A 25,998-nucleotide genomic window follows, 5' to 3' on the forward strand; every position below is an offset into this window, starting at 1 on the left:
GGTATAAGGTCACCTCATCCTGACCAAATTCCCTTCTGTTTGCCAATGAAGGAGTCTCCATGGGCCTCAGGATTCGCACGAACGTCCAATCTCTGACGGCGCAGAGACACATGGGCCTTTCCAATCAGAAGGTCAGTAGCCACATGGAGAAACTCTCCTCGGGCTACCGCATCAACAAAGCTGCTGATGATGCTGCGGGTCTGGCGATTTCGGACAGTTTGCATGCCGATATCCGCTCCCTGGCTCAGGCGCGTCGTAACGCGAACGATGCGGTTTCCATGCTGCAGGTGGCGGAAGGCAGTTTGGAGGAAGTCACAAGTATCGTGACGCGCCTCAAGGAACTTTCCGTGCAGGCCGCATCGGATACTGTGGGTGCCCGCGAACGTGAATTCCTGAATCGTGAATTCATGGCGCTCAAGGACGAAGTGGACCGTATCGTTCTCTCCACAGAATTCAACGGCACGCGCATGCTGATCGGTAATGGCGACGTCGCTCCCGAGCTGCTGGAATCGCACAACCAGTTTCCTTTGGAAATGCAGATCGGCAAAGATTACATCACGCCGCCTGACTCCCTTGAAGCCCGTAACCCTGTGAACATTATCCGTCTCGACTTCAGCAAGATGAATGCCGCGACCGAGGGTGAGAACTCGCTCGACCTTGGCAGCGCCGGCAATGAAGCGGGAACGCGGATTGATAACAAGATTGATGCGCAGAACTCGATGGCGAAAGTGGATGCGGCCCTGGGTCGCATTGCCGACTATCGCGCGACCATCGGTGCGGCCCAGAACCGTCTGGGTTCCACGGAACGAAACCTCGGTGTGGCGATCGAAAACCTCTCCGCCGCCCGTTCACGGATTCGCGATGCGGACTTCGCTTATGAAACCGCGGAATTCACCCAGGGGAACATTCTGCTTCAGGCTGGATCATCCATTCTTTCGCAGGCGAACAAGCTTCCTCAGGTCGCGCTCAACCTCGTACAAAACCTGGGATAATACGAAGGCGGGGTGACTCGTCCCCTTCGGCCCAGGTCCTCAGCTTGCCACCTCCCTTGGCCCTGGTGTATAGGGCCAAACAGGGAGGAAGCGCATATGGCCACACCACGCCTCTATATCACAGCCGCCGATCTTATCAGTCCTGCCGGTTGGGGACCTCACGTTCATTTGGACGGGCTCTTCAGCGACCGCTGTTTTTTGCGGCGTGAGGGCGCTTATATCCAGGGGCGATTGCCGGCAAAAATTCGCGAGGCCTTGGATCAATCCGCGGAAGAAAAGTCACTGAAGCATCAGGATCCTTTAACGCGATTGGCTGTTCTCCTGGTGCGGGGCATGGCGGAAAAAAATCGCATCGCCTCGGAATTCGGTGTGGTTTTTGGTTCGTCGCGCGGACCCACCCATCGTTTGGAATCCAGCATTCACGATCACCTGCAGCATAAAAAACTGCATCCACTCACAAGCCCGACATCGACAGCCAGCTCCCTGCCGGCGGCCGTGGCTCGTGACATCGGCCTGGAAGGTCCTTCGCTGTTTGTGTCCGCGGCCTGCTCCACTGGACTTCATGCTGTGATTCAGGCGGCCGCTTCCGTCCATATGGGTTTGGCCAAAGGCATGATCGCCGGCGGCGCCGAATTCTCGAATACCGAATACACCCTGGACATGCTGCAGGCTGCGAAGGTTTATGCCGCCTCTGATGCGAGCGAGTATCCCTGCCAGCCGGGAGGCGACGAACGCACGGGCATGGTCCTGAGCGAAGGTGCCGCCGCCGTGATCCTCGATTCCGATCCCTGGTTCCCGCCGCTCGGTGAACTCGTCGGGTGGGGAGCCGCGACGGAAAAATCCACGCTCACAGGCATTTCCGCGGATGGTGCGGTACTCGGGAAAGCCATTCAGAAAGCGCTCGATACGGCTGATCTTAAAGCCGATGACATCGATCTGATCGTCGGGCACGGCGCCGGCACCAAAAAGGGTGACGCTGCGGAACTCGCCGCTTATGACGATATCTTTGCAGGCCGCGTGCCGATCGTTTTTCATAAGTGGATGTTCGGTCACATGCTGGGCGCCTCGGCCTGCGCGAGTCTGATCCTGGGCATGCATCACCTGATTCAGGGCCAGCTGCCGCCGCACCCTTATCTGGGATTCGGTGAAGCCGGACGCGGCGAAAGACGTCTGCATCAGCAGCGTCATCTGCTCGTCACCGCGCTCGGTTTTGGTGGCAATGCGGCGGCTGTGATCGTCAAAAACCCTGCACTGAGTCAGGTTTGAGACGGCAGGGCTCTGACGCTTTGAAGTCAGGGCCTTGACAGGCGGCAAATTCAGCCGTGTGAAGCCGAAGACAGGATCTTTGGTGCTTTGCTTCAAGAGAAGAGATTTTCCCAGCGCTTTCCTCAGTCCAGCAAATTCCTCGCGTCATCATCCCGTCATGGTCCACTTATTGCTTTTCACTCCCTGAGTGCAAAGTAGAGGTGGACCGTTATGCTGAAGAACATTTACACGCCATTGGCTGGAGCGATCTCGCAGGAGCGTGCCCTCGAAATGATCGCCAACAATCTGGCGAACGTGAATACGGTTGGCTTCAAAGGTGACAACGTTACCTTCACACTCCAGGAACCCGAGCCCTACAAAAACTACCCGGATCCCCTGCCGCCAGCCAATTTCAAGCAGGATATGAGCGAAGTCTTCCCCCTGCGCGGCAACGAGATGTCCTATGTGGGCGTTGCGGCCATGCATAAGGATATGTCCCAGGGTCCAGCACAGAATACCCAGAATCCCTATGATCTTATGATCGAAGGCCAGGGCTTCCTCGCCGCGCAAACCTCGGAAGGCGTGCGCTACACACGGGCTGGAAACCTGACCGTTTCCCAGGACGGTGTGCTCGTGACCAAGCAGGGTGATCCTGTGATGGGCGAAAAGGGTCTGATCTATGTGCGGGGAACTCAGTTCGAAGTGAATACCCGCGGTGAAGTTTTTCAGGACGGCCAGCTTTTGGATCGCCTGAAACTCGTCAACTTCCAAAATCCCCAGGACAACCTGGAACGCGTGGGGAACAACTATTACCAGTACGCAGGCCGTGAGGAGGATATCCTTCCCGCACGGAATGCGAGCATCCGTCAGGGTTTTTTGGAAGGTTCCAATGTGAACGCGATCAAAAACCTGACCAGCATGATCATCGCGCATCGTTCGTATGAAGCCTATCAAAAAGCCGTCTCGAACTATGATCAGATCATGGAAAAATCATCCAACGCCATCGGCGACGTTAGAGCCTAAGGAGTTTGAATTATGATGCGTTCCCTTTTCACAGCCGCTACCGGTATGGAATCCCAGCAGGTAACCATCGATACCATTTCCAACAACCTTGCTAACGTGAATACGACGGCCTTCAAACGCTCGCGTGCCAACTTTCATGACCTTCTCTATCAAACGCTGAAAGCGCCGGGCCAGAATTCAACGGCTGGAACCGTGGTTCCCACTGGGATTCAGATCGGTGCCGGTTCGCGGATTTCCTCGGTTGAAAAGATGTTCAACGAGGGCGCGATCCGCGTCACGAACAAGACCACCGACCTTATGATCGAAGGCCAGGGTTTCTTCCGCGTGCAGAAAGATGACGGCACCGTCGCCTTCACCCGCGACGGTAGCTTTAAAATCGACAATACCGGCCGCCTTGTAACCTCGGAAGGTTTTCCCCTGGTGCCTGAAATCGTGGTGCCGGAAAACGTCACGAGCGACAAACTTCATGTGGGCCTGGATGGAACGGTGACCGTGCGCGTCGGCAACGAATCGCAGGACATCGGCCAGATCGTGCTCGCAAACTTTGTGAACCCTACGGGCCTTGAATCCCTGGGCCGTAACCTTTACGCCAACACACCCGCAAGTGGCGAGGCGCTGCAGGGTCAGCCGAATACCCAAGGCTTTGGCCGCATCGGTCAGGGCGAACTGGAAGCCTCGAACGTGAATATCGTCGAGGAAATGGTCAATATGATTTCCGGTCAGCGCGCCTATGAAATCAACTCGAAGGTGATACAGACCGGCGATCAAATGCTCCAGCAAACCAATAATATTCGCTGATAGTGGATGACCATGGCCGTACGTTTCTTCATTTTGCTTCTGATCTTCGCCCCGGCCGCATGGGGCGCAGAGCCCGTTCCGGTTTCGGCGCTCTATGGTCAGGTCAAGGGCGCAGCCCAGCCGACCCTGCCTTTGACGCTCGAAAGCACTCTGATCGTTCAGGAGCAAAGCGAAATCAAACGGGCCCGCGTTTATATGCAGGATATCGCCCGCTGCCAGGGTTCGGTCCTGCTTTGCCGCGATCTTCTTGCGATCGACCTGGGCACCAGCCCCAAAGCCGGTCAGGAAAAATCCTTCACCGAGGCCGATCTGCGCAAAGCCATCGACCTTGAACTGCCTCAGCAGAAGGTGAGTATTGAGGCGCCGCAGCGCATCCGTCTTCTGGCGACCGCCCTGCCTGTCGATCCCGCTCGTGTGCGGGAGCAGGTGGAAGCGCGGCTGCCGGAACTCGACGGCCCCTATCGTTTCACACTGAGCAACGTGCGCGTTCCGGTCGGCCTGCGTCTGCGGCACGACAATTACCGTATAGATTTTCCCAGCTGGGCCCAGGATTTCAGCTTCATTCGGCAGAATCCGCGGCGTGCGCTGGTCAATGTCCTGGTGAGATTGATCGATCAGGAGCCAGGAAGCAGCGAACAATTCGATGTGACCGCTCAGGTAACGCTGCGGGCTGAAGTGCAGGCGGCCGTTGTTGTCAAAGCCATGGAACGCGGTCAACTCCTGAATCCCGATGCGGTCGCCTTTCAATGGGTGCCGTATCAGGAAAACGTCGTTCGTGACGCCGCGTCCCTGGAAAAACAGATTCTACGTGTGACCGCGCGTCCCGGTCAGGTGCTGCGGATTTACGATTTGATCCGCGATCCCGATGTCAAACGCGGCGAGCGTGTCGAAGCATCCGTCGTCTCAGCCGGTGTCAAAATGAATAGCGCGGCCCAGGCGATGGAATCCGCAGCGATTGGGCAGCGCATTCGCGTGCAGCTCGATACGACGAAACGTCAGGTCATGGCAACTGTTATAGGGCCTTCAAAGGTCGAGGTACACATGCCATGAGAAGTTTGTGTATGATAATTCTTACAAGTTTATTAGGCGCCTGTCAGACAGGTGTTTTCCCGATCTCGCAAAGGGAGTATCTCAGTGAGAAGGAAGGCAAATCTCCCCATCTGGGTCATCGACGACCTGTTGAAGAGAAATCAGAATCAAGCCCAGAAATCTACGTTAAAAGAGAAAACCTTGCAGTTGTTCCTAAAGAGACCCAAAACTTCACAGGTTCTCTCTTATCACTGAAAAGAGCCGAAAACTCCCTGTTCATGGAGCCGCCACGCGGCGCTGTCGGCGAGACTTTGGATGTTCTTGTCAAAGTCAATCGCACAGAAGGCGCTGCCACACCTCCCGCTGCGCCCGCAGCGCCCACGCCCGGTACCCCAGCAGGTGCCGCTGGGAAAGGTCCGCAGGATGAGTTGATCGCTGCTCTGCCGAAGCTGGAGCCCGAGGATAAAACGCCCAAGGTCCCGTCGGTCATCAAAATGCGTGTTCTGCGCGAACTTGAAAATGGCGATGTCATCGTCGAAGCGACGCGTGCAAGTACGAACGAGTGGGATGCGAATTCCATCCGAGCGGTTTCCCGCATTCCGCGTCTGCGCCTCGCGAGCAACCAACCGCTCACCACCCTCGATCTGGTGGATGTGGATTGGTATGAGCAGCAGGGCGCGAACACGATCGCGCGCGAGTCGTCGGGCTGGGAGGATGAGTATTCTCTCCGCTGGGCGGGCTTCGAAGAGGCGCGTTCGAAAACCGCCATTGAACTCGAAAACAAACGCAAGGATCTGCAGAAGGTCAAAGACCGTCTTCAGGATCGTATTGTCAACATGAGCAAGGAACGCGGCCAGATTGCAGCGGAGCGCGAGCGTGTTCGCAAATTGCGTGAGGAAGCCGAACAGAAATTGAACGAACTCAATAAAAAGGTCGCTGACCAAAACGGCCTGATCGAACAGCAGAAGGATACCATTCAAAAGCAGCAGGCTTTGCTGAATGAAGTTTCCAGCAACCCGGACAAGGCCCAGAAGGCTCCTGCCCCTGATGCGAAAAAAACCACTCCACCTGCTGAGGCCCCGCAATGAAAAATATGCTGCGCTCCCAACGTGTCTGGCTTTGGATTCTGCGCTTTCTCGTGCTGGTCTTCACCACGCCGGTGGCTTTGGGCCAGGCGGTTCGCATCAAAGACCTCGCCAATCTTCGCGGTGATCGCACCAATACGCTCATGGGATATGGGCTGGTGGTCGGTCTTAATAAAACAGGTGATTCAGCGGCCTCATTAACGACCAACAAAGCGGTCAACACGCTGCTCGGACGTTTGGGAATGACGCCGGATAATCCCCAGGTGACTTCGCAGGCGATCGCTTCAGTGATCGTGACCGCCGAGCTGCCCGCGTTCGCCAACGTCGGTGATCGCATCGATGTGCGTTTGTCCGTGCTTGCCGATGCCACGAGTCTTGCCGGTGGAACCCTTCTCATGACCCAGCTCAGAGCCGGTGACGGCGAGGTTTACGCCGTAGCCGAAGGGGCCATCATCGTTGGCCAGGCCAGTGGCAAAGGTGCCAGAATTTTGACAGTTGCGCGCATCGCGGACGGTGGTACGATCGAACGCGAATTCGCACCGGCCCTGGTGAAGAACAATGCGATTGATCTGAACTTGCGCCAGCCCGATTTTACAACGAGTGATCGGGTCAGCCAGACGATCAATCAGCACTTTCGCATGTTCCTGGCCACATCAGTGAATGCCGCACAGGTCAAGGTCCTGGTGCCGGAAGACTATCAGGCAAAACTGACAAGCTTCATCGCTGAAATCGAAGGCTTGACCGTGGAACCCGATCAGAAAGCGGTCGTCATCGTCAATGAACGCACTGGCACTGTGGTGATGGGGGGGGATGTTAAAATCAGTGATGTTGTGGTATCCCATAATGGGCTGAGCATTGAAGTCGGTTCCGGAAAGAATGCGAAGAAGGAAAGCGTGGTCCCTGTGCAGGGCACAACCATCGGTGATTTGGTGAAGAGTTTGAATCAGATGGGTGTGAAGCCGGAGGACCTTGTGAGCATACTGCAGTCCCTGCATGCGTCCGGCGCATTGAAAGCGGACATCAAACTCCTGTGAGGCGGTGATGACGGCTATCGACAAGGTTGCCAGTTATGCAATGGATTCAGCGAATTTCGACCGATTTTCCCAGGTTAACCAGAAGACCACGGAAAACGTCGAAGCCATCAAAAAATTAGCGGACGAGTTTGAGGGCATTTTTCTCGAAATCGTGTTAAAATCAATGCGAGAGACGATCGATAAAACGCAGATGACGGATGGCGGAAACGGCGAGCAAATTTTCCAATCCATGCTCGACTCGGAATATGCCAAGAATCTTGCGAATCAAAGGACCACTGGATTGGCGGCTTCCATCGAACAGCACCTGCTCGGCATGATGGGGGAAACCAAAGTCTCGGATGTCATGCAGAAAGCTGCAGGCATGGCCCAGTACAACAAGGCCAAGTAACGGGGAGGGTTTTATGGACAGTACAAAAGTCGGCCCAGGCATCGCTTCCGGTTTGACGAACAATGCTCCCGTTCAAAAGTCCAAAGGGGTTCAGAAGGACCTCGATAAGCTCGTCCAGAACAAGGACAGTAAAGACAAAAGCGATTTCAATGTGAATATCTCCGCGAAGTCGAAGGAAATGGCCGAAGCGCGGATGAAGGCTCTTGATATCGCCCGCAATACTCCGGACATTCGCGAAGACAAGGTCGCCGACCTGAAGCGTCGCATCGAATCGGGTGAATACAAAGCGGATGCGGGCAACATCGCCGATGGCATGATGCGCGAAGCCATTCGCGATGAACTTTCCAAAAATCCCCCGGAACTTTAAAAACTATACGCATGACACCATCGGCCTGGCATGAGCGCCGGGCTACTTCGGTCAGAGTCCGCCGTTCATGGAGGATGTCCGGAACGCGGATGAATTGAGGGTGACATGACCCCGGACATTCTCGTCAAAAAAATGGAAGCGCTCGGGCGTCTTTGCCAGCAGCTTGAAGGGGCCCTCGCGGCCTTTGATACCGTGCTCGATCGCGAGAACACGGCTATCGCGCGTTCGGATATCCATGAACTGGAAAGCATCACCCAGGAAAAGGTGGCCTTCGGTATGGGCGTCGAAGACAGAGCCCAGAAAATCCGCAAGGCCATCGACGAGTTCGCGGCCTATCTGCAGATTCCGCATTCGAACGAGCCTATTCAGCTGGAAGAAATTCTGCATCAGCTTGAAAAAAATCTCGCTGGCAGCTTCGATGAGGCCCTCGCCACGCTCGGCGGCCACGTCAAAGCCCTGGCCGCCGAGCGGCAGCGCATTTTTCCCAAGATCGAGGCCAACGCCTATATGGTGAAAAAACTTCTGCAGTATCACCGGGAAACCTATGCGTTCTGGCAAGCTGTCGCCAGTGAATCGGAAGCGGTATATGGCAAGACCGGCAAGGCCGTAACGGCTCCGAAAAAGTCCATCCTCACCGTAAGGACGTGATGCATGGGTGGTCTGTTTCATACCCTTAATGTCGGCGCGGAATCGCTCTATGCCAGCCGCCAGGGTGTGGACACGGCCGGTCATAACATTGCCAATGCGCAGACCGAGGGCTTCTCCCGGCAAAGGGTGAACCTTGAACAACGATATCCCTCGGAAACCCGGGGGGTTCTGATTGGGAACGGTGTGTTCGTCAAGAACATCACGCGTGCCCACGACATGTATTTGGAAAAGCAGATCAACGACACCAACCAGAATCTCGGCCAAAGCACAGCGCGCTTTGAAGCCATGAAACCCCTGGAAGGCATCTATAGCCCCGAGCTGAATAACACGCTGTCGAACGAACTCGACCGCTTCTTCAATTCACTCCAGGACCTCAGTAATTTTCCTGAGGAACTGACCGTTCGAACCTCGGTTCGCGAGAACGCGCAGAACCTTGTGAATTCCTTTCATCGCATTGATTCCAGCCTGAAAATGCAGCGCGATGACATCAACCAAAGGGTGGCTGGTGAAGTCGGCGAGGTCTCGACGCTGCTCAAGGAAATCGCCAAGCTGAATATCGCCATCAAAACCGCGGAAACCACCAACAGCCCCGAGGTTCCCGATCTTTTGGATCAGCAGGATAAAATGCTCCGCGACCTGACCCAGAAGATTGATGTGAACTACTACCGCGGCGAGCATGGAATGGTCGTCGTTCGCGGTCCACAGGAAACGCTCCTCGTCGATCGCGGCTACGAGGCGAAATTCGAAGTGGTCCAGCGCGAGGGCACCAACCTTTACGATGTGGTTGTGATCGACGGTTCCTCTCATCAACCCACCGTGGTCACCGAGGTCAATAAAAGGGGACGGCTCGCCGGTCTGATTCAGGTCCGCGATCATGTGATACCCGACATGCTCCAGCACAATAACGCGATGGCCGCGACTTTCGCCGAGCACATGAATGCGATCCATCAGCAGGGTTTTGGTATCAAAGATTTTAAAGAGACAACCGGCCGTAATTTCTTCGACTTGGGCGGCGATCCCGCGAATGCTGCCGCAAACATCCGTTTGGATGGTATGATCGAAGAGAGCACGGATGCGATTTCCGTCGCCTCATCGCCCAACGCGCCCGGCGATAACGTGATGGCGAACCAGATGCTCCGGCTCAAAGAGGCCAAGCTCATGGGCGATGGCCGCTCCACCATGCAGGACTACTACGCGAGTTATGTCGGCGGCTTCGGTCTCGATCTGGTTCGCTCCGAGCAGGTGAGGAAAGCCGATGACACCCTGACCCAGAATCTGAGCGCGCGCCGTGAAGCGGTCTCCGGTGTGTCGATGGACGAGGAAGCCACCAATCTCCTCAAGTGGCAGGCAAACTTCACCGCCTCGTCCAAGGTGATAACCACGATTGATGAAATGCTCGATACCGTTCTGCAATTGAAACGCTAAGGTCTAAACCATGCGTATCTCGGATCGACAGCGCTATGCCCTGGCCAACTCTCGCGTGGATACCGCGAAGAGTGATAATACAGTCATGCTTGAACAGCTATCGACGCAGAAACGCATCAACCGTGTGTCCGATGATCCGATCGGCATGGGGCAGGCGCTCAAGCGCAAAACGCAGATCAACAACTACGATCAGTTCATCAAGAACATCGAATTTTCCAAAGGCTTTCTGGAACGCACGGAAGCGTCCCTGCAGGGCATTACGGAAAATCTGATGCGCGCCAAGGAACTGTCCGTGAGCCTGGCCAACTCCACCTACGGACCGAGCAGCCGCGAAGCGGCGGCCCTTGAGATTCGCGAGATGATCGAAGGCGTCGTATCCCTGGCCAACTCCACCTATGGCAACCGCTATCTGTTCGGAGGCTTTCGCACGCAGACCCCACCGGTCAGCCGCGAGGGTGGCTTCATGGGCGATGACGGGGCGATCTTCCTCCAGATTGACGATGGCACGTTCCGCCAGGTCAACCTTCAGGCCCGGAATCTTTTCGAGCCCAGCGCCGATGAGCGTGAAGACGGGCACTTTGGAATGATCCATACCCTTCAGATCCTGAACGATGCTTTGAATGTCAATGACATCCAGGGCATTCAAAAGGCGATGGAGGAGCTGGACTTTCAGCTCGATAAGACGACGAGCTACCAGGCGACGCTCGGGGCGATTTATAACGCTATTGACGAAACGTCCAAAAAACTTGAGCTGAATCGGGAGCTGACGCAGTCGGACCTCTCGCGCATTGAGGATGCTGACACCTACAAGGTGACCTCGGATTTCAAGAAAACCGAGAGCGTGCTGCAGAGCACTCTCATGGCTTCGAATAAACTCTTGCAACCGTCATTGATGAATTTCTTGCAGTAATCCAGTTAAGGTATCGCGCCTCATGCCAGGGAGGGTTTAAAGGTGCTTGTTCTAACGCGAAAGGTCGGCGAGGGAATCTCGATCGGCGACGACATCAAAATCGTGGTCATGCAGATCAAAGGCAAACAGGTCCGTCTTGGCATCAAGGCGAGTCCCAGCACAGTGGTTCACCGCGAGGAAGTCTATCAGCGGATCCAGGATGAAAACCGCCAGGCCTCGACCACCGAAGTCGACAGCGTGGAGCAGGCTGCCGAAATGTTTGGGGACACGGACATACAAAATACCGCCTCGCCCTTGAAAAAGGTGACCCGGGTCGCCCGGAAAACGGACCCTAAGAAGTCCTAGGACTGAATCCTTGTTGACCTGATAAACTTAGGCTACACTAGTAACACGACCCCTACGTGCGACTGCAGCAACCGAGGAGAAGAGCCTTGATCAAGGTTAAGACCACCAGATTCGGTGATATAGAGATCGATGAGAAGGACGTGATCACCCTTCCCTCCGGCATCATCGGCTTTCCCGAACTGAAACAGTACGTGCTTCTGGATCACGATCAGGATTCGCCCTTCAAATGGTTGCAATCACTGGAAGACGGCGCGATCGCCTTCGTCATGATCAACCCCATGCTCTTCAAGCCGGATTATCTGGTGGAAGTGAATGAGGCCGAGGTCGGGGATCTGGAGATCGAAACGGAAGAGGACGCGGTGGTTTCGGTGATTATCACCATGCCGAGCGATCCGCAGAAGATGACGGCGAACCTCAAGGCCCCCGTAATTTTCAATCTGAAGAACCGCAAGGGTCGTCAGGTGATTCTGAACAATTCGGAATACACGACCCGTCATAATATTATGGAAGAGATGCGCAAGCATTCGGCCAACGCCGAACAGCAGTCTCTGCAGAATGTTATTGATCAGGCCCGTGAGCAGAAAGCCGAGCCTCAGGTCAGTAAAGCGGAAAAGAAATAAGCCTCAGTTCAGGGGGGAACCTTCCCCCTGATCACCTTCTCCTTCATGACTTTCCCAGCTTCGATACAACCTTAGAATATGCTGAAAAACGGCCTGGGGCCTTGTGCTATGCAGTCGATGCTTGTCGATGCGGCTGATGGGGAAGGGTCCACGTAAACTGGACGTGACAAAGCCTTCATCAAAGCGAGGCAGTTCGTCAAGGGTCAGGCTGCGCTCAGTCACTGGGATCTGGCTGCGTTCCAAAAGTTCGATGACCCGCGCCCGAGTGATGCCGCATAAAATGCCGGCGCTAGGGGGCGGTGTCGCAATCTCCACAAGGTCCCCGTCGCGACTGATCAGAAAGATATTGGCGCTGCCCGTCTCCGTAAATTCGGAATCTGCGTTCATCCAAAGGACATCATCATAACCTTCGGCCTGCGCCTCGACCTGGGCCGTGGCCGCATGCAGATAGAACGGGGATTTCAGCTGCTCGCCGCGTGGATTCAGGGGGTGCTTTTTGGTCTTCAGCTGAAGGCCGGTTTCATACTGAGCGGGGGCGGGCAGGGCAGCAGGAGCACAGAAAATATAGCGGTTCGGCTGCATTCCCGGTTCAACCCGCAAGGTCCCGCTCGTGCCGCGCGTGATCATAACGCGCAGAGCTGCGTGGGGAAATTTCGCAAGACCAAGCAGATGTTCGCACTCAAAGCGCAGCTCGGCATCGGTCCAGGGCATGGGAATCCGGGTTTTCCCGGCCGCCCGCCGGAGACGGGCCACATGGGCCGCAAAATCAATCAAGCGTCCCTCGCGCGCGGCAATCATTTCATAGACGGCGTCACCGAAGAGAAAACCCCGATCCTGCGCGGGGATAAAGGCTTCTGCGGCCTCTCTCACTTGACCATTCACCGAAACAAGTCCAGCCATACTTTATCCTTGCGGTTTTTGGCCCCTGGTGCTAGCTAAAGCAGGCCCTGTCACTAAAGCCCTCCAGCATAGACTTGCCAAAAGGAGTCAGCAGAATATGGAAGTCATAACTTCCCAAAATCGGAAAGTCCATCTCATTTCACTAGGCTGCGCGCGCAACCGGGTCGATTCAGAAGTGATGTTGGGTTCCATGCTGGCCGACCAATGGTCGGTGACGGACGATGCCGAGGAAGCGGATACGATAATCGTCAATACCTGTGGTTTTATCGAGGCGGCGAAAGAGGAGAGTGTGCAAACCATTCTCGAAGCGGCCGAGATTAAAAAAACCAAACCCGATATGAAACTGGTCGTCGCAGGCTGCCTGACCCAGCGCTATAAAAAGCAGCTGGTCGAAGGCCTGCCTGAAGTTGACCTCTTCGTGGGAACCGATGAATTTCCTCAGATCGCCAACTTCCTGAACGAGGAACTTCCCCAAGGGACTGTGAAGGCCAAGCGCACGCATTACCTTTACGATGGTTCCCTGCCCAAGAAAAACACCCTGTCCGCATCGGCGGCTTATGTGAAAGTCGCCGAAGGCTGTCAGCACAACTGCGCCTTCTGCATCATCCCTGCGATCCGCGGCAAACTCCGCTCCCGCCCCATTCCGAATGTGGTGCAGGAAGTGAAGAACCTCGCGGATCAGGGTGTGAAGGAAATCAATCTGATCGCCCAGGACCTGGCCGCCTATGGTCGCGACTGGGGTGAGTCGGACCTTCTGCCGCTTCTGCGCCAGCTGGTCGAGATCGAGGGCATCGAGTGGATCCGTCTGCTCTATGTATACCCCGAAAACATCAGTGATGAATTCGTCGAATTCTTCGCGAATCATCCGAAGATCTGCAAATACCTCGATATTCCCGTTCAGCATGCGAGCGATGAGATCTTGCAAAAGATGAATCGCGGCGTGACGCGCCATGATCTGCGCCAGGCCTTTACCCGCCTGCGCGAACGTGTTCCGGGCATCGCCATCCGCACCTCGGTGATGGTGGGCTTCCCCGGCGAAACGGAAGAGCAGTTCCTGGAACTGAAAGAATTCGTCGAAGAAATGCGCTTTGAACACCTGGGCTGCTTCATTTATTCCCAGGAAGAGGGTACAGTCGCTGGCCGTATGCCGAATCAGGTTCCCGAGGAAGTGAAGGCCCGTCGCCAGGCGGAGATCATGGAACTCCAGAAGGAACTGTCGCGGGAGAACATGCAGAAATTTGTCGGGCAGACCCTTCCCGTTCTGGTGAAAGGTCTTTCCGAGGAGTCCGAGCTGCTCGCCGAAGGTCGCCTGTCGATCCAGGCCCCCGAAGTCGACGGCGTCGTCTATATCAACGAAGGTGATTTCAAACCCGGCACGATCCAGATGGTCCGCATCACTGAGGCCCATGACTACGATCTGGTCGGAAAAATAGTGGATTGATGTTTCGAGGTGCGCATGAAGACGTCAGCTTTAGAACCGACATATATTTTTTCGGAAGCCGAAGCCAAGGCCAAAAGCCCACTCGCGGCCGAGTTCTTGGATGAGCGCAGCCGATTGAATGGCATTGTGAATGAAGCGGATAACAAGCTTCTGAAGCGCATCTACAACGTCGATACCAATGCGTATTTGGAAGGGGCTCTGCCGGCCAAGACCAAGGAGCTCATGGGACTGGTGGCATCGGCAACTCTGCGTTGCGATGATTGCATCAACTATCATGTGATTCAGGCCTGGCGTTTGGGTTGCACACGCGAGGAGCAGGAAGAATCCATCAACGTTGCCACTGTAGTCGGTGGTACGATTGTGATTCCACACCTTCGCCGTGCGTATGCACTTTTGCAGGAACTCTATAGCTGATTAAAAACGCAGGACGGTCCTAAAAACGCAAGACCGTCCACTCCGCTTGGAGGCCGGACAGGCGCAGTTTCTGCGACTCCTGAGCCCAAAGACTCTCGGTCCTGGGTCCGTTCTGTGCCTCGTTGAAGACCGGGGTGAAAATTACATAGGACCCAATCAGGCTGCCGCCGATAAAGCCAACGGACGCGCCGATTGCGACAAGGCGCAGGTTCTGGCTCGGCTGGGATTGAAAGCTCAAAAGAGCAGCGCCAAACGCGGCACCGAACGCCGTTCCGTAGCCTGCGGTGACGAAGAGATCCTGAAATCTTTCCTCGGTGGAAACCATTTGAGCACGCGCCGGAGACGAAGCGGTGCTCCATGCCAGGACCGCTAAAGCGGTGAAGGACACGATGCTTTTCATGGGGCTCTCATCGCTTGATGGGGGTTGTCTGTGCTGGGTATCATCTGCCTTAATTGTACCAAAGCTGGCGCTTTCTGCCTATCCAGGGTGAGCCAGGGCCTCAGGGCAGGGCATTTGCAATTGACAAATAAGCAGGAATGGAATATCCAACATTATAAGGAAAAGGCATCTGTTTTCAAAATCGTTTAACCTGCCAATTTCCGTCTTTTTTTCTTCTCTAAAAAAATGACTTATGCTGAATAAGTTTTCGATATCGCCTGGAGCTTTTCTCACGGCTTTTTTATCCAACCCATAGTTCAAGTTTCACTACCCACCTTTTTTTTAAGAGAGCTTATCCAATGACAGAAAGGGAAAAATCGGCATCGGCGGCAGCTACCAAGAAGCGCGCGACAGCTGCGAAAGTCGAAAAGAGCGAATCCGAAGAAGCTCTGCCCGAGACTCAACCTGTGACCATCACTCCAGCCAACGCCTCATCCAATGGTACGTCCACTCCTGGAACGACCCATGGACAGGTGGACATCAACCTGAAGGAGCTGAAAGAGCGCAGGATTTCCGATCTGAACAAACTCGCACGTGAACTGGGCGTCGAAGGCTCGAGCAGCATGCGCAAGCAGGATCTGATCTTCGCTTTGCTGCAGGCTCAGTCGGAACGCGGCGGTGTGATTTACGGTGAGGGCGTCCTGGAAACTCTGCCTGACGGCTTTGGCTTCCTCCGCGCACCGGATTACAACTACCTGCCAGGTCCTGATGATATTTATGTATCGCCTTCGCAGATTCGTCGTTTCAACCTGAGAACCGGTGATACGGTTTCGGGTCAGATTCGTCCGCCGAAAGACAGCGAGCGCTACTTTGCTCTCTTGAAAGTGGAAGCGGTGAACGGCGCGGCTCCGGATCCAGGTTTCGATAAGATCCTGTTCGACAACCTGACCCCGCTTTATCCCATGCAGAAATTCAAGATGGAAGTGGGCGGCTCGAACTATTCGACCCGTATCATCGACATCATGTGTCCGATCGGTAAAGGCCAGCGTGCTCTGATCGTGGCCCCTCCGCGGACCGGTAAAACCGTTCTTCTGCAGAATATTGCTCACTCGATCGAGAAGAACCATCCGGAAGCCATCCTGATCGTCCTCCTCATCGACGAACGCCCCGAAGAAGTGACGGACATGGAACGCTCGGTGAAGGGTGAGGTTATTTCCTCGACCTTTGATGAGCCTGCCCAGCGCCACGTCCAAGTGGCTGAGATGGTGATCGAGAAGGCGAAACGTCTGGTTGAACACAAACATGACGTAGTTATCCTGCTCGATTCGATTACCCGTCTGGCCCGAGCCTATAACTCTGTTGTACCTCCCTCTGGAAAGATTCTTTCAGGTGGTGTAGATTCCAACGCGCTGCACAAACCAAAAAGATTTTTTGGCGCAGCCAGGAATATTGAGGACGGCGGTTCCTTGACCATTATCGCGACGGCCCTTGTGGATACCGGCTCGCGTATGGACGAGGTGATCTTCGAAGAATTCAAAGGTACGGGTAACATGGAACTCGTTTTGGACCGCAAACTGGCGGAAAAACGCGTGTTCCCTGCGATGGACATCAACAAGTCCGGGACTCGTAAGGAAGAGCTGCTCTTGCCTAAAGACGTGCTCAACCGCATGTGGATTCTGCGGAAACTGCTGCAGCCTCTGAACACGGTGGATGCTATGGAATTCCTTCTGAATAAGATGGAGAAGACCAACACCAACCAGGACTTCCTGGAATCCATGAACGGTTAATCAAAAGCACCAGCCCATGGGATGCTCGATTGGCGAAGCATCTAGGGCTGGTTTGATGCGCGGAAGGAATTGAGTATGAAAAAGGAAATTCACCCGAACTATCAGGTTTCCAATGTTATCTGCGCCTGCGGTAACAAATTCGAAACCCGCTCGGTGAAAAAAGAAATCCACGTCGAGATCTGCAGCAGCTGCCACCCCTTCTTCACCGGCAAGCAGAAGCTGATGGATACCGCCGGTCGTATCGAGAAGTTCAAGAAGAAATACGCTCGCAGCTAATCTCTGCGCCGCGTTTTGGCAGCCCAAAGTCTCTCCAAGGCCCTATCTGGTCGGAGAGGGTTTGGGCTTCGCTTTTTGAACCGACGGCAAGCAGGAGGCTCAGTCCCCAATGTACGATAAACTTGAATCCATTGAATTCCGCTTTGTGGAAATCGACAGCCTGATGTCCCGCGATGGACTGAGTGGGGCTGAGATCACCAAACTTTCCCGCGAAAGGGCCGGTTACGCGGAAATCATCGCCGCCTACCGCGAATATAAAAAGCTCAAGAGCGATCGTGATGCCGCGAAGCTGATGCTCAATGAAGAGCCGGATGCCGAACTGCGCGCCATGGCCAAGGAAGAACTCGAAACCCTGGAACTGCGTTTGGTGGAAGTGGAAAAAGAGCTTCAGATCCTGACGCTGCCGAAGGACCCCAACGACGATCGCAACGTGATCGTGGAAGTCCGGGCCGGAACGGGTGGCGAGGAGGCCTCGCTGTTCGCCGCTGATCTTCTGCGAATGTATACGCGTTTTGCCGATAAATGCGGCTGGAAGACCGAACTCATGTCGGTGACCGAATCGGCCACCGGGGGTTATAAGGAAGCCATCATCCTGATCAAGGGTGACAAGGTTTACCGCCGCCTGAAATTTGAATCCGGCGTGCACCGCGTGCAAAGGGTCCCGGCGACCGAAGCCCAGGGCCGTATTCATACCAGTGCCTGCACCGTGGCGATCCTGCCTGAAGCGGATGAAGTGGATGATGTGCCGATCGACTCGAAGGATCTGGAAATCACTCTTTGCCGTTCCTCAGGTGCGGGCGGTCAGCACGTGAACACCACCGACTCGGCCGTGCGCATTCTGCATAAGCCCTCGGGCCTTGTCGTGGAATGCCAGGACGAGCGTTCCCAGATCAAAAACCGTGAAAAAGCCATGAAGGTTCTTCGCTCCCGCCTTCTGGAAAAAGCCCAGAAGGAGCAGGCCGACGCCATCAGCGCCGACCGGAAAAGCCAGGTCGGTTCCGGCGACCGCAGTGAACGGATTCGAACCTATAACTTCCCGCAAAGTCGCGTGACCGACCATCGCATCAACCTGACTCTTTATAAATTGAGTGAGGTGATGGAAGGAGACCTTGCGGAGATCGTCGATGCTCTGGCAGCCTATCATCAGACCGAACTTCTTAAAAATGAACTCGATAAGGTGCAAGGCGTATCATGAGCCAACAGATCTGGACCATCAAGGATGTGATCGACTGGTCGATTCCCTTTCTCAAGGAAAAGGGTTCACCGAGCGCCCGGCTGGATGCCGAACTTTTGCTCAGTGATGTCCTGGCCTGTCGCCGACTTGATCTTTATCTGGATCATCATAAGCCTTTGAATAACGAGGAACGCAGCGCCTTTCGCGATCGCATCCGGCGGCGTTCCCTGGGTGAGCCGGTGGCCTATATCCTGGGCAGGAAGGAATTTTATGGCCATGAATTTTCCGTCGGCCCGGCGACCCTGATTCCGCGCCCGGAAACCGAGCACCTGGTTGAAATCCTTCTGAAAAGTTTCCCGGACGACAGCCAGCTCACAGGCCTTGATGTGGGAACCGGGACCGGCTGCATTGCGATCAGTCTGAAAAAAGCGCGGCCGCAGTGGAACCTGGAAGCCTGGGACGTCAGTCACGAGGCTTTGAGCGTCGCGGCAAAGAACGCCGAAAAACTTTCTGCGCCGGTGACCTTGGAGCAGCGTGATGCTCTGAAGGATGCAAGCTGGTCGGCCTGCCTTCACGGCTTTGATTTCATAGCCTCCAATCCCCCGTATATCGCGGCGTCTGAACGTTCCGAGCTGCCGGTGTCCGTGGTTCGCTTTGAGCCGAGCCTGGCACTTTTTGCCGAGGAAAGCGGACTGATTTTTTATCGGACCTTCGCGCGGAAGGCTGCCCAGAGTCTTCGCAAAGGCGGCAAAATTTTCCTTGAAATCGGCTCCGGACAGGCTTCTGATGTATGCTTGTTATTAGAGGAATCAGGCTGGCAGGACATTGCCGTTCATCAGGATCTGGCAGGACTGGATCGCGTGATTACTGGAACAGCTCCTCTCACATAAGCTCCCGTTTAGGAAGGCTGTAAAGAGCGATGGTCGATCAGCAGCAGTACTCCTGGCCCCTGTTTCGACGTTTTCTGTTCCTGTGCCTCGGTGCCGGCACAGTCCTTATGCTTTTGGCCTATCTTTACCGCTCCATCATGATCGGACTCGTGACGAGCGCGATCATCTCCTACATCGCGGCTCCCGGTATCAATTATCTTTGCGAGATCCTCCCCGTCACGCGCAAGACGCTGGTCGGGATTTTGATTTTCCTTGTGGTGACGATCTGTACGCTCGGTGCGGTGCTCGGCATTCCTTACATCTATCAGGAGCTGCTGAATATCGTGCAGATGGTGCCGGATGCGATGGCCTATGCCGAACGCCTGGCCAAACCTTTGATCGACTGGGCCCGGCATTCGAAGATCGTCCCGGATGAAACCATCGAGGCCGGCTTTCGCAAGATGAACCTTCTGCAGCACGTGATGGGCGCGTCGGATACCATGCAGGGCGTCTTCTCCCGCACGCCCAAGGTTTTGGAATGGGCCTTCAACCTGGCTATGATTCCGCTCTTCACCTATATGATGCTGGCCGACAAGGATGATATCAGGAGCCTTGTGAAAAACTGGACGCCGAAGGATCTGCATCCTCTGATGCGGGTGTTCGTGGCCCGGATTGATACCGTGCTGCGCGCGGTGGTGAAGGGTCAGTTCCTGGTCGCGTTTGTTCTGAGCATCTTTTATATGGCTGGCTTCAGTCTGATCGATCTGCCCTCGGGCATCGCCATCGGTGCGATCGCCGGAATCTGCCGCGTGGTTCCCTACTTCGATGTCTTCGTCGGCCTGATTCTGAGTTCCATTGTGATCATGACGCAGGGCAGCGGCATTGCGGTTTTCATCGGCGTTCTGATCGTCATTGCCGTGGTGCAATCACTCGACGGCATGATCATCACCCCGCGCATCATCGGTGATCGCGCGGGACTGCATCCGATTATCGTTATCGCTTCGGTTTTCTCTTTTGGTCACTGGTTCGGCCTTTTGGGTGTCCTCCTCGCGGTCCCGATTGTGGCGGCCTCTGTGGTGGCTTTGCAGATTTGTCTGCCTTACTTACAAAACTCACCATTTTATCGCCTGCCGCCCTCTTAGCCGCGGAACTCGGCGCGATCACCAACACAAAATTCGTCTTGTCCTTTTCGATGCTGGCCAGGTTTTCCAGCTTGTCAAGATGCACGGCCTCTTCGGGGCCGCTGATATCAAAGACGAGCAGCGAGCGCCGATCGTTTCCTAATACTTTCATACAGCTGGCTATCAGCGCCGGACGGCGGTAAGGTGTATCCAGGATGACCAAAGGGAATTCCACCTGACTGTAATGCGAAAGCCAGGCATCGCGTTCCTCGGGCTCACGTGGCGGGAAGCCTAGATAGAGAAAGGGTCCATTGAGAAATGGACAGATCGAAAGGGCGGCTGTCACAGAACTGGGACCGGGTATGGGTGAGACATGGGCGCCGGCCGCGTAGGCGACTTCGAGCAGCTTATTGCCCGGATCAGCCAAAGTGGGAGTGCCTTGGTCGCTCATGAACACCACGGTCTGACCGGATTTCAGAGCTTTTTTGACGGCATCAATGGTGTCGAGTTCGAGATGCTCTGTCAAACGAAGGTAGTCACGATGGATGGAAGCGGCCTTGAGTGTTTGTCGGGCAACCTTGTCCTCTTCGAAGACGATGAGGTCGGCTGTCCGCAAAGCTTCCAAACTGCGCAGGGGAATATCGTTTGGGTTTCCAAGAGCATTGGCTGCCATTATGAGCTTGCCGCTCGGGCTTTCGGTATGTGATGGGATCAAAGGGGCGTCCTTTCCGGTTCAACCTGAAGTCCAGCCTTGGGAAAATCCTGGGTTTATGATAATGGAACTGTTTCCGCGTGTGTCGAGTAACATATTCTCGTGGAGTTGAAAAGCTCACGGGAATTAGCCAGAGATAGGGCTATATCGATCGATGAGTCGGCTGAGTCAAGCAAAAGTCCCTGAACATGTGGCCATCATCATGGATGGCAATGGCCGTTGGGCTCAAGGGCAGGGTCAGGCCCGGGTTTATGGTCATCAAAGTGGCGCGCAGCGGGTGCGTGATGTGGTCGAAGCTGCTGGCAATGCCGGCGTGAAAGTTTTGACCCTTTATGCGTTTAGCGAGGAAAACTGGCGAAGACCGGCTGAAGAAGTCAATGCGCTGTTCTCTCTGCTCGTTTCCTATCTCAAACAGGAAATCGACCAGCTGCATGAAAATAAAGTGCGCCTGCGCAGTATCGGGTTCACCGATAAACTTCCTCCTGACTGCCAGGAATGGCTGAAGCTCGTCGAGGCGCGCACGCAGAATAACGATGGTCTGCAGCTCGTTCTTGCGCTCAGCTACAGCGGGCGCTCCGACCTTGTCCGGGCTATGCAGCGCATGGCCGCAGCGGTCAAGGAAGGTTTGATCGCGCCCGAGGACATTCAGGAAGAGACGGTCAGCAATTATCTGAGCACCCAGGGTTTGCCCGATCCCGATCTTTTGATCCGGACCAGCGGCGAGCAGCGTCTGTCCAATTTCCTGCTCTGGGAAATGGCCTACACGGAATTCTATTTCACCCGGGTCCATTGGCCGGAATTCAGCCCTGAACACCTGAAAGAAGCGCTGCGCGAGTATGCGGATCGGGATCGCCGATTCGGTGCGGTGCGAATGGATAAACCCGTATGCTGAAGACTCGCGTGATCACGGCTATCATCGCCTTGATCGTCATGCTTTCCGTATTCCTGCTGGGCAATCCCCACTTCATGCGACTCTTCTTCACGCTGCTCGTGGGTATCGGCACCTTTGAAATCTCGACCATGATCTTTCCGCGCATCTACTCGATGTTCAGCGCGAGCCACGAAGCGACGCCGCCTCCTTTCCTGCGGCCGCTTGTGATCGGCATGTCCTGCGTTCTCTTCGCAGGCAGCGCCTATACGCAGGGCTATGGCGTAAGCGTGATGATGCTGGGCCTGCTCGGCAGTCTTCTCTTTGGAATTTTCATCGCGCCCGAGATTGATCTTTCCTTCGGTGCTGGCGCCGGCATCCTCGTATGCCTTGTCTATGGGGCCTTCCCTTGGCTGGCCATCTGGGAGCTTTATAAACTGGCACCGGACTCACGTTACATTTTCCTGCTCTGCACGATCGTCTGGTGCGGGGACACGGGTGCTTATTTCGCGGGTCGATCCCTGGGCAAACATAAATTGGCACCGCGCATGTCACCGAACAAGACCTGGGAAGGATCGGTCGGCGGCATTATCGCAAGTGTTGCGGGAGCCTCTGTTTTTAAAGGCTTTTATGGCGAACAGATGGTCGATTGGCCGATCATCATCATTTGCGCTGTTTTGGGTGGAGCCCTTGGGCAGCTTGGTGACCTTGCTGAATCAACCTTTAAACGCTTTTCTGGAGTCAAAGACTCAGGCAAAATCTTTCCTGGGCATGGCGGCTTCCTTGATCGAGTTGACGGATTGCTCTTTGCGGCCCCTGCCATCTGGTTTATACTGTATCAATTTGGCATTTAAAGCCTGGAGCAGGATCTATGGAGTTTTTTTCGCAACCTCTGGTCGCTGTGATCCTGTTGCTCGGAATACTGGTCATCGTTCACGAAGCAGGACACTTTATCGTTGGCAAGCTCTGCGGAATCCCGGTTGAAATCTTTTCCATCGGTTTCGGTCCCACCATCTTCGGTTTCCAGATTCGGGAAACCCATTATCGTCTGAGTCTTATTCCCCTCGGCGGCTTCGTAAAATTTTACGGTACCGTGCCTTCCGAGGAAGTGCCGGCGAATCTGAAGGGGCGCGAATTTTATAATGCCTCGATCGCAGCGCGACTGATGACGATCGCCGCCGGTCCCATTGCCAACCTTATTCTGGCTGTGGTGGCTTACGCGGGTTTGATTTCCTATGGCCTGAAACTGCCGCCCGCCTTGGTGGGCGAGATCCTCCCCGGCAGCCCCGCCGAGCGTTCGGGTCTTCAGTTCGGTGACATGATCACAAGCATCAATGACGAGCCCATCGTCTCGTGGCGCGACGTTCAGAATCTGATCAGCGGGGCCGCGGACAAAACTTTGAATTTGAAAGTCAAACGCGATCAGCAGGAATTGGCCATCACGGTTTCCCCGGAAAGCGTGAAAGAGGACGATATGCCTGGGAAAAGAGGTCGCATAGGAATATCCCCGAACCTCGTGCCGAGCACGCTGACACGAGTGAATGATGAAGGCGTGCTGAGTGCTGCGGGACTTCAAACCGGCGATCGCATCCTACGCATCGAAATGAATGGCACGACCACGGACGTGAAATACTGGCGTCAGCTGCTCGCTTTCTTCGGGCAATTCAAAGAGCCTCTGGCCGCGCCGCAGGAGATGAATCTGATCGTGCGCACAGAAAATCCTGAGAACGCCGAAACCCCAGCTGGTGAACGTACGATCAAAGCCACGCTGCCGGCCGGCTTTCAATGGGACGCTGCCAAGGTTCAGGAGAAGCTTGGTGTCACGCACGCGCAGCTGACCATCTTCAAAAGTGAAGAGCCTGTGCCCCAGCTTCAGCCGGGTGACATGATCCTCGAATGGGATGGAAAACCCGTGACCTCGGCCTTTGATCTGAGTCAGCTGATCAGTGACAACCGTCGTCCTCAGGTCGATATGAAAATTTTACGTAAAGAAATCGTGCAGAATATCACAGTGCCGCTCAAAGGCGTGGAAGTGCAGCGCATCGAAGGCAAGGTTACGATCTATACGCTGCCCGTGCAATTCTGGGGCGGACTCGAAAGTCCAGAACTGGTCGAAGAGCGTTACACCAATCCTGTGCGGGCTCTGTGGTACGGACTCGAAGAAACCATGTCCACGACCAAGGCGATCGCCAAAGGCATCGGCGCTCTTTTCACAGGTGAATTGCCTTTGGCCGCCATCAGCGGCCCCATCGGGATTGCCAAGGTCGCCTCGGATTCCGTAAGGCTCGGCTGGCAGTTTTTCTTCAACTCCCTGGCCGTGATCAGCATCAACCTCGCTCTGATCAACCTGATTCCGATTCCTGTTCTCGATGGGGGGCAGATGGTTCTAATCGGTGCTGAAGCCGGCCTGCGTCGGCGCGTGTCGGAAGCAGCGATTGAAAATTATCAGAAGCTGGGCTTTATGATGGTGCTGGCTTTGGTCGTGATTGCCACCTACAATGACCTTGGCCGCTTTTGGGCATCCATGCTCAAAGGCGTCAGTTCCATGTTTTAAGGACAGCGGCTGTGCTCATTCTTTTGCTTGATACGAGTCTGAAAGGTCCACTCCTGGCGCTTGCTGATGCCAGCAGCGGTCGTCTTTTGGATGTCGAGATCAGGAATAATCCCCAGGAAGCCGCCGCGGATCTGCCAGGCCTTGTTCAGGGTCTTTTGACCCGGCAGCGAAAGAGCTGGAATCAAATCGAAGGCGTGATCGTCGGGGCCGGCCCTGGTTCTTTCACCGGAATCAAAATCGGTCTCGCTTTTGTTTACGGCCTGCATCGAGCCAATCCCAAACTCGGTTTTTATGCGAGTTCGGCCCTCGGTTGTTTTGCTCATGTGGCTTTGGAAGCCAGTACCTGGATCCTGCCGGCCACGGCCACGCATGGGTACTTTGCAACGAGGTCCGAGGTGGGTGTTGTGAACCTCGAAATGGAAAGCATCCGTCTTGAAATTCCTGGACAGGAGCCGCGTTCCCTCCTGGCTTCGAATCCGGGACGGGTCGGCTGCCTCGGGGATTGGCCACGTTTGAATGACCTGGGGAAACGCACCGGCATTCTCATTCACAGCTCGCCGATCGAGGCCCGGGCTTATGAAATGCTCAACGCCATGCTCCAGGACTTCATTGCAAATTCCCGCAAGCTGAGCGATGTTTTACCGATGCCGCAGTATTTACGTAAGTCAGCTCCGGAAGAAAAGGCTGAGAGAAAAGCTTGAGGGGAACCGGAATGGATCAACTCGATCGACTTGTGAATTTTCGTCTGATAGGTAGGCCTATGAAAGCAATTGGCGCACGACGCAAACTCGGTGGAGCGATCTATATCCTCCCGAACCTGATCACGACCGGTAACCTTTTCTTCGGGTTCTTCTCGATTGTGAAAGGCCTGCAGGGCAATTTCCTTTGGGCTTCGGGGGCCATACTCCTGGCGGCCATCTTCGATGTCCTCGATGGCCGCGTCGCGCGCATGACCAATAGCCAAAGTGAATTCGGCGTTCAGTACGATTCACTCTGCGACTTGATATCCTTCGGTGCGGCTCCGGCTCTTCTGATGTACAAGGCCGGGCTTTCGGAAGCGGGACGCTTCGGCTGGATCGTATGTTTCATGTTCCTCGCCTGCGGCGCTCTGCGCCTTGCGCGTTTCAATGTGCAAAGCTCGATCGGCAAAGCCTCGGGTGATTTCACGGGCCTGCCGATTCCCATGGCCGCGGGCGTGGTCGCTTGCTTCGTGGCGCTTTGGATGGAATTCGAAACCAAACCCAGTGATTTCCAGCTGCTCTTCTGGATCGAGAACCTGATTCAAAATTCCATGTTCCGCCAGTGGTTCTTCGGCATCACAGGCCTGCTTCTGGCCATGGCCATGGTCACCAACATTCCCTACAGATCTCATAAAACACTTAACATTCGTGGGATAAAACCATTCCGACTCCTGGTTCTGGCCGTGGGCATGGTGGCCCTGATCGCGACCCAGCCCGAAATCTTCGGCTTTATTATTTTCTTCGGTTATGCGCTGAGCGGACCTTTGGAATGGCTCTTCGGTTGGACCAAGATCGTCGATGACGATGATATCTTTGAACAGAGTGAACAAGGTTCCATCGAACCTTAAGTGAAC

28 protein-coding genes and 1 pseudogene are annotated in these 25,998 nt (G+C 55.0%); 26 read left to right on the forward strand and 3 right to left on the reverse strand.

Annotation, left to right across the window (positions count from 1 at the left end):
• Positions 1-59: 59 nt before the first annotated feature.
• The 14 genes from VFO10_RS24610 (at position 60) to fliW (ending at position 11,909) form a co-directional block, all read left to right on the forward strand.
• Positions 60-992, forward strand: coding sequence for a flagellin (locus VFO10_RS24610; protein WP_325144654.1), 933 nt, complete (start codon positions 60-62; stop codon positions 990-992).
• 96 nt (positions 993-1,088) lie between these two features.
• Positions 1,089-2,258: a beta-ketoacyl synthase N-terminal-like domain-containing protein gene (locus VFO10_RS24615; protein ID WP_325144655.1), complete on the forward strand. Its 1,170-nt coding sequence runs from the start codon at positions 1,089-1,091 to the stop codon at positions 2,256-2,258.
• Positions 2,259-2,468: 210 nt separating this feature from the next.
• Entirely contained in the window at positions 2,469-3,260 is a 792-nt protein-coding gene (gene flgF, locus VFO10_RS24620; protein ID WP_325144656.1) for a flagellar basal-body rod protein FlgF, read from the forward strand.
• Positions 3,261-3,272: 12 nt separating this feature from the next.
• Positions 3,273-4,058 carry a flagellar basal-body rod protein FlgG gene (gene flgG / locus VFO10_RS24625; RefSeq protein WP_325144657.1) on the forward strand — a complete coding sequence of 262 codons (786 nt, stop codon included), beginning with the start codon at positions 3,273-3,275 and terminating at the stop codon, positions 4,056-4,058.
• A gap of 12 nt (positions 4,059-4,070) precedes the next feature.
• Positions 4,071-5,108, forward strand: a complete 1,038-nt coding sequence (flgA, locus tag VFO10_RS24630; RefSeq protein ID WP_325144658.1) for a flagellar basal body P-ring formation chaperone FlgA — start codon at positions 4,071-4,073, stop codon at positions 5,106-5,108.
• A gap of 257 nt (positions 5,109-5,365) precedes the next feature.
• Positions 5,366-6,175, forward strand: a complete 810-nt coding sequence (locus VFO10_RS24635; RefSeq protein ID WP_325144659.1) for a hypothetical protein — start codon at positions 5,366-5,368, stop codon at positions 6,173-6,175.
• A complete protein-coding gene (locus VFO10_RS24640; protein ID WP_325144660.1) occupies positions 6,172-7,206 on the forward strand; it encodes a flagellar basal body P-ring protein FlgI in 1,035 nt (344 codons plus the stop codon). Before VFO10_RS24635 ends, VFO10_RS24640 begins: the two co-directional genes overlap by 4 nt.
• 7 nt (positions 7,207-7,213) lie before the next feature.
• Positions 7,214-7,594: a rod-binding protein gene (locus VFO10_RS24645; RefSeq protein WP_325144661.1), complete on the forward strand. Its 381-nt coding sequence runs from the start codon at positions 7,214-7,216 to the stop codon at positions 7,592-7,594.
• A gap of 13 nt (positions 7,595-7,607) precedes the next feature.
• The gene (gene flgM, locus VFO10_RS24650) at positions 7,608-7,961 is read left to right on the forward strand and encodes a flagellar biosynthesis anti-sigma factor FlgM (RefSeq protein ID WP_325144662.1); all 354 of its coding nucleotides are present in this window, start codon (positions 7,608-7,610) and stop codon (positions 7,959-7,961) included.
• Between the two features lie 105 nt (positions 7,962-8,066).
• On the forward strand, positions 8,067-8,609 hold the full coding sequence (gene flgN / locus VFO10_RS24655; protein WP_325144663.1) for a flagellar export chaperone FlgN: 543 nt from the start codon (positions 8,067-8,069) through the stop codon (positions 8,607-8,609).
• Between the two features lie 3 nt (positions 8,610-8,612).
• On the forward strand, positions 8,613-10,034 hold the full coding sequence (gene flgK / locus VFO10_RS24660; protein WP_325144664.1) for a flagellar hook-associated protein FlgK: 1,422 nt from the start codon (positions 8,613-8,615) through the stop codon (positions 10,032-10,034).
• A 10-nt stretch (positions 10,035-10,044) separates the two neighbouring features.
• The gene (flgL, locus tag VFO10_RS24665) at positions 10,045-10,944 is read left to right on the forward strand and encodes a flagellar hook-associated protein FlgL (protein WP_325144665.1); all 900 of its coding nucleotides are present in this window, start codon (positions 10,045-10,047) and stop codon (positions 10,942-10,944) included.
• Positions 10,945-10,986: 42 nt separating this feature from the next.
• Positions 10,987-11,289: a carbon storage regulator CsrA gene (gene csrA / locus VFO10_RS24670; protein WP_325144666.1), complete on the forward strand. Its 303-nt coding sequence runs from the start codon at positions 10,987-10,989 to the stop codon at positions 11,287-11,289.
• A gap of 86 nt (positions 11,290-11,375) precedes the next feature.
• A complete protein-coding gene (gene fliW, locus VFO10_RS24675) occupies positions 11,376-11,909 on the forward strand; it encodes a flagellar assembly protein FliW (protein ID WP_325144667.1) in 534 nt (177 codons plus the stop codon).
• A gap of 3 nt (positions 11,910-11,912) precedes the next feature.
• Here fliW and VFO10_RS24680 read toward each other — a convergent pair whose 3' ends face one another.
• Positions 11,913-12,809: an aminotransferase class IV gene (locus tag VFO10_RS24680; RefSeq protein ID WP_325144668.1), complete on the reverse strand. Its 897-nt coding sequence runs from the start codon at positions 12,807-12,809 to the stop codon at positions 11,913-11,915.
• Between the two features lie 97 nt (positions 12,810-12,906).
• Here VFO10_RS24680 and rimO point away from each other — a divergent pair, with 97 nt between their 5' ends.
• Together rimO and VFO10_RS24690 are read left to right on the forward strand one after the other, a co-directional pair.
• Positions 12,907-14,250, forward strand: a complete 1,344-nt coding sequence (gene rimO / locus VFO10_RS24685; protein WP_325144669.1) for a 30S ribosomal protein S12 methylthiotransferase RimO — start codon at positions 12,907-12,909, stop codon at positions 14,248-14,250.
• Between the two features lie 15 nt (positions 14,251-14,265).
• Positions 14,266-14,664 carry a carboxymuconolactone decarboxylase family protein gene (locus tag VFO10_RS24690; protein WP_325144670.1) on the forward strand — a complete coding sequence of 133 codons (399 nt, stop codon included), beginning with the start codon at positions 14,266-14,268 and terminating at the stop codon, positions 14,662-14,664.
• Positions 14,665-14,683: 19 nt separating this feature from the next.
• Here the strand turns inward: VFO10_RS24690 and VFO10_RS24695 are convergent, their stop codons facing one another.
• Positions 14,684-15,064, reverse strand: coding sequence for a hypothetical protein (locus VFO10_RS24695; protein ID WP_325144671.1), 381 nt, complete (start codon positions 15,062-15,064; stop codon positions 14,684-14,686).
• A gap of 518 nt (positions 15,065-15,582) precedes the next feature.
• Between VFO10_RS24695 and rho the strand changes: the two genes are divergently transcribed.
• The 5 genes from rho to VFO10_RS24720 all read left to right on the forward strand — a co-directional run bounded on the left by rho (position 15,583) and on the right by VFO10_RS24720 (position 20,291).
• On the forward strand, positions 15,583-16,830 hold the full coding sequence (gene rho, locus VFO10_RS24700) for a transcription termination factor Rho (protein WP_325144691.1): 1,248 nt from the start codon (positions 15,583-15,585) through the stop codon (positions 16,828-16,830).
• Positions 16,831-16,905: 75 nt separating this feature from the next.
• Complete coding sequence (gene rpmE / locus VFO10_RS24705) at positions 16,906-17,106, forward strand: 50S ribosomal protein L31 (RefSeq protein WP_325144672.1); 201 nt, start codon at positions 16,906-16,908, stop codon at positions 17,104-17,106.
• A 109-nt stretch (positions 17,107-17,215) separates the two neighbouring features.
• Positions 17,216-18,301 (forward strand): peptide chain release factor 1, encoded by a 1,086-nt coding sequence (prfA, locus tag VFO10_RS24710; RefSeq protein ID WP_325144673.1) that lies wholly within the window; start codon positions 17,216-17,218, stop codon positions 18,299-18,301.
• Entirely contained in the window at positions 18,298-19,170 is an 873-nt protein-coding gene (prmC, locus tag VFO10_RS24715) for a peptide chain release factor N(5)-glutamine methyltransferase (RefSeq protein WP_325144674.1), read from the forward strand. The genes prfA and prmC overlap by 4 nt, the downstream gene beginning before the upstream one ends.
• 29 nt (positions 19,171-19,199) lie before the next feature.
• A complete protein-coding gene (locus tag VFO10_RS24720) occupies positions 19,200-20,291 on the forward strand; it encodes an AI-2E family transporter (RefSeq protein WP_325144675.1) in 1,092 nt (363 codons plus the stop codon).
• A gap of 70 nt (positions 20,292-20,361) precedes the next feature.
• Here the strand turns inward: VFO10_RS24720 and VFO10_RS24725 are convergent.
• Positions 20,362-20,943 (reverse strand): annotated as a pseudogene (locus VFO10_RS24725) (SAM-dependent methyltransferase); the annotation flags it as partial.
• A gap of 193 nt (positions 20,944-21,136) precedes the next feature.
• Here VFO10_RS24725 and VFO10_RS24730 point away from each other — a divergent pair.
• The 5 genes from VFO10_RS24730 to pssA are packed head-to-tail and all read left to right on the forward strand — an operon-like array spanning position 21,137 to position 25,992.
• Positions 21,137-21,874 carry an isoprenyl transferase gene (locus tag VFO10_RS24730; protein WP_325144676.1) on the forward strand — a complete coding sequence of 246 codons (738 nt, stop codon included), beginning with the start codon at positions 21,137-21,139 and terminating at the stop codon, positions 21,872-21,874.
• The gene (locus VFO10_RS24735) at positions 21,868-22,704 is read left to right on the forward strand and encodes a phosphatidate cytidylyltransferase (protein ID WP_325144677.1); all 837 of its coding nucleotides are present in this window, start codon (positions 21,868-21,870) and stop codon (positions 22,702-22,704) included. The genes VFO10_RS24730 and VFO10_RS24735 overlap by 7 nt, the downstream gene beginning before the upstream one ends.
• A 17-nt stretch (positions 22,705-22,721) precedes the next feature.
• On the forward strand, positions 22,722-24,404 hold the full coding sequence (locus VFO10_RS24740) for a M50 family metallopeptidase (RefSeq protein ID WP_325144678.1): 1,683 nt from the start codon (positions 22,722-22,724) through the stop codon (positions 24,402-24,404).
• Positions 24,405-24,415: 11 nt separating this feature from the next.
• Entirely contained in the window at positions 24,416-25,105 is a 690-nt protein-coding gene (locus VFO10_RS24745; protein WP_325144679.1) for a hypothetical protein, read from the forward strand.
• A gap of 59 nt (positions 25,106-25,164) precedes the next feature.
• Complete coding sequence (gene pssA / locus VFO10_RS24750; protein WP_325144680.1) at positions 25,165-25,992, forward strand: CDP-diacylglycerol--serine O-phosphatidyltransferase; 828 nt, start codon at positions 25,165-25,167, stop codon at positions 25,990-25,992.
• Positions 25,993-25,998: the final 6 nt, after the last annotated feature.

Origin of the sequence: Oligoflexus sp. (genome assembly GCF_035712445.1) — a bacterium.
In the GTDB taxonomy this organism is placed as follows: Bacteria; Bdellovibrionota_B; Oligoflexia; order Oligoflexales; family Oligoflexaceae; genus Oligoflexus.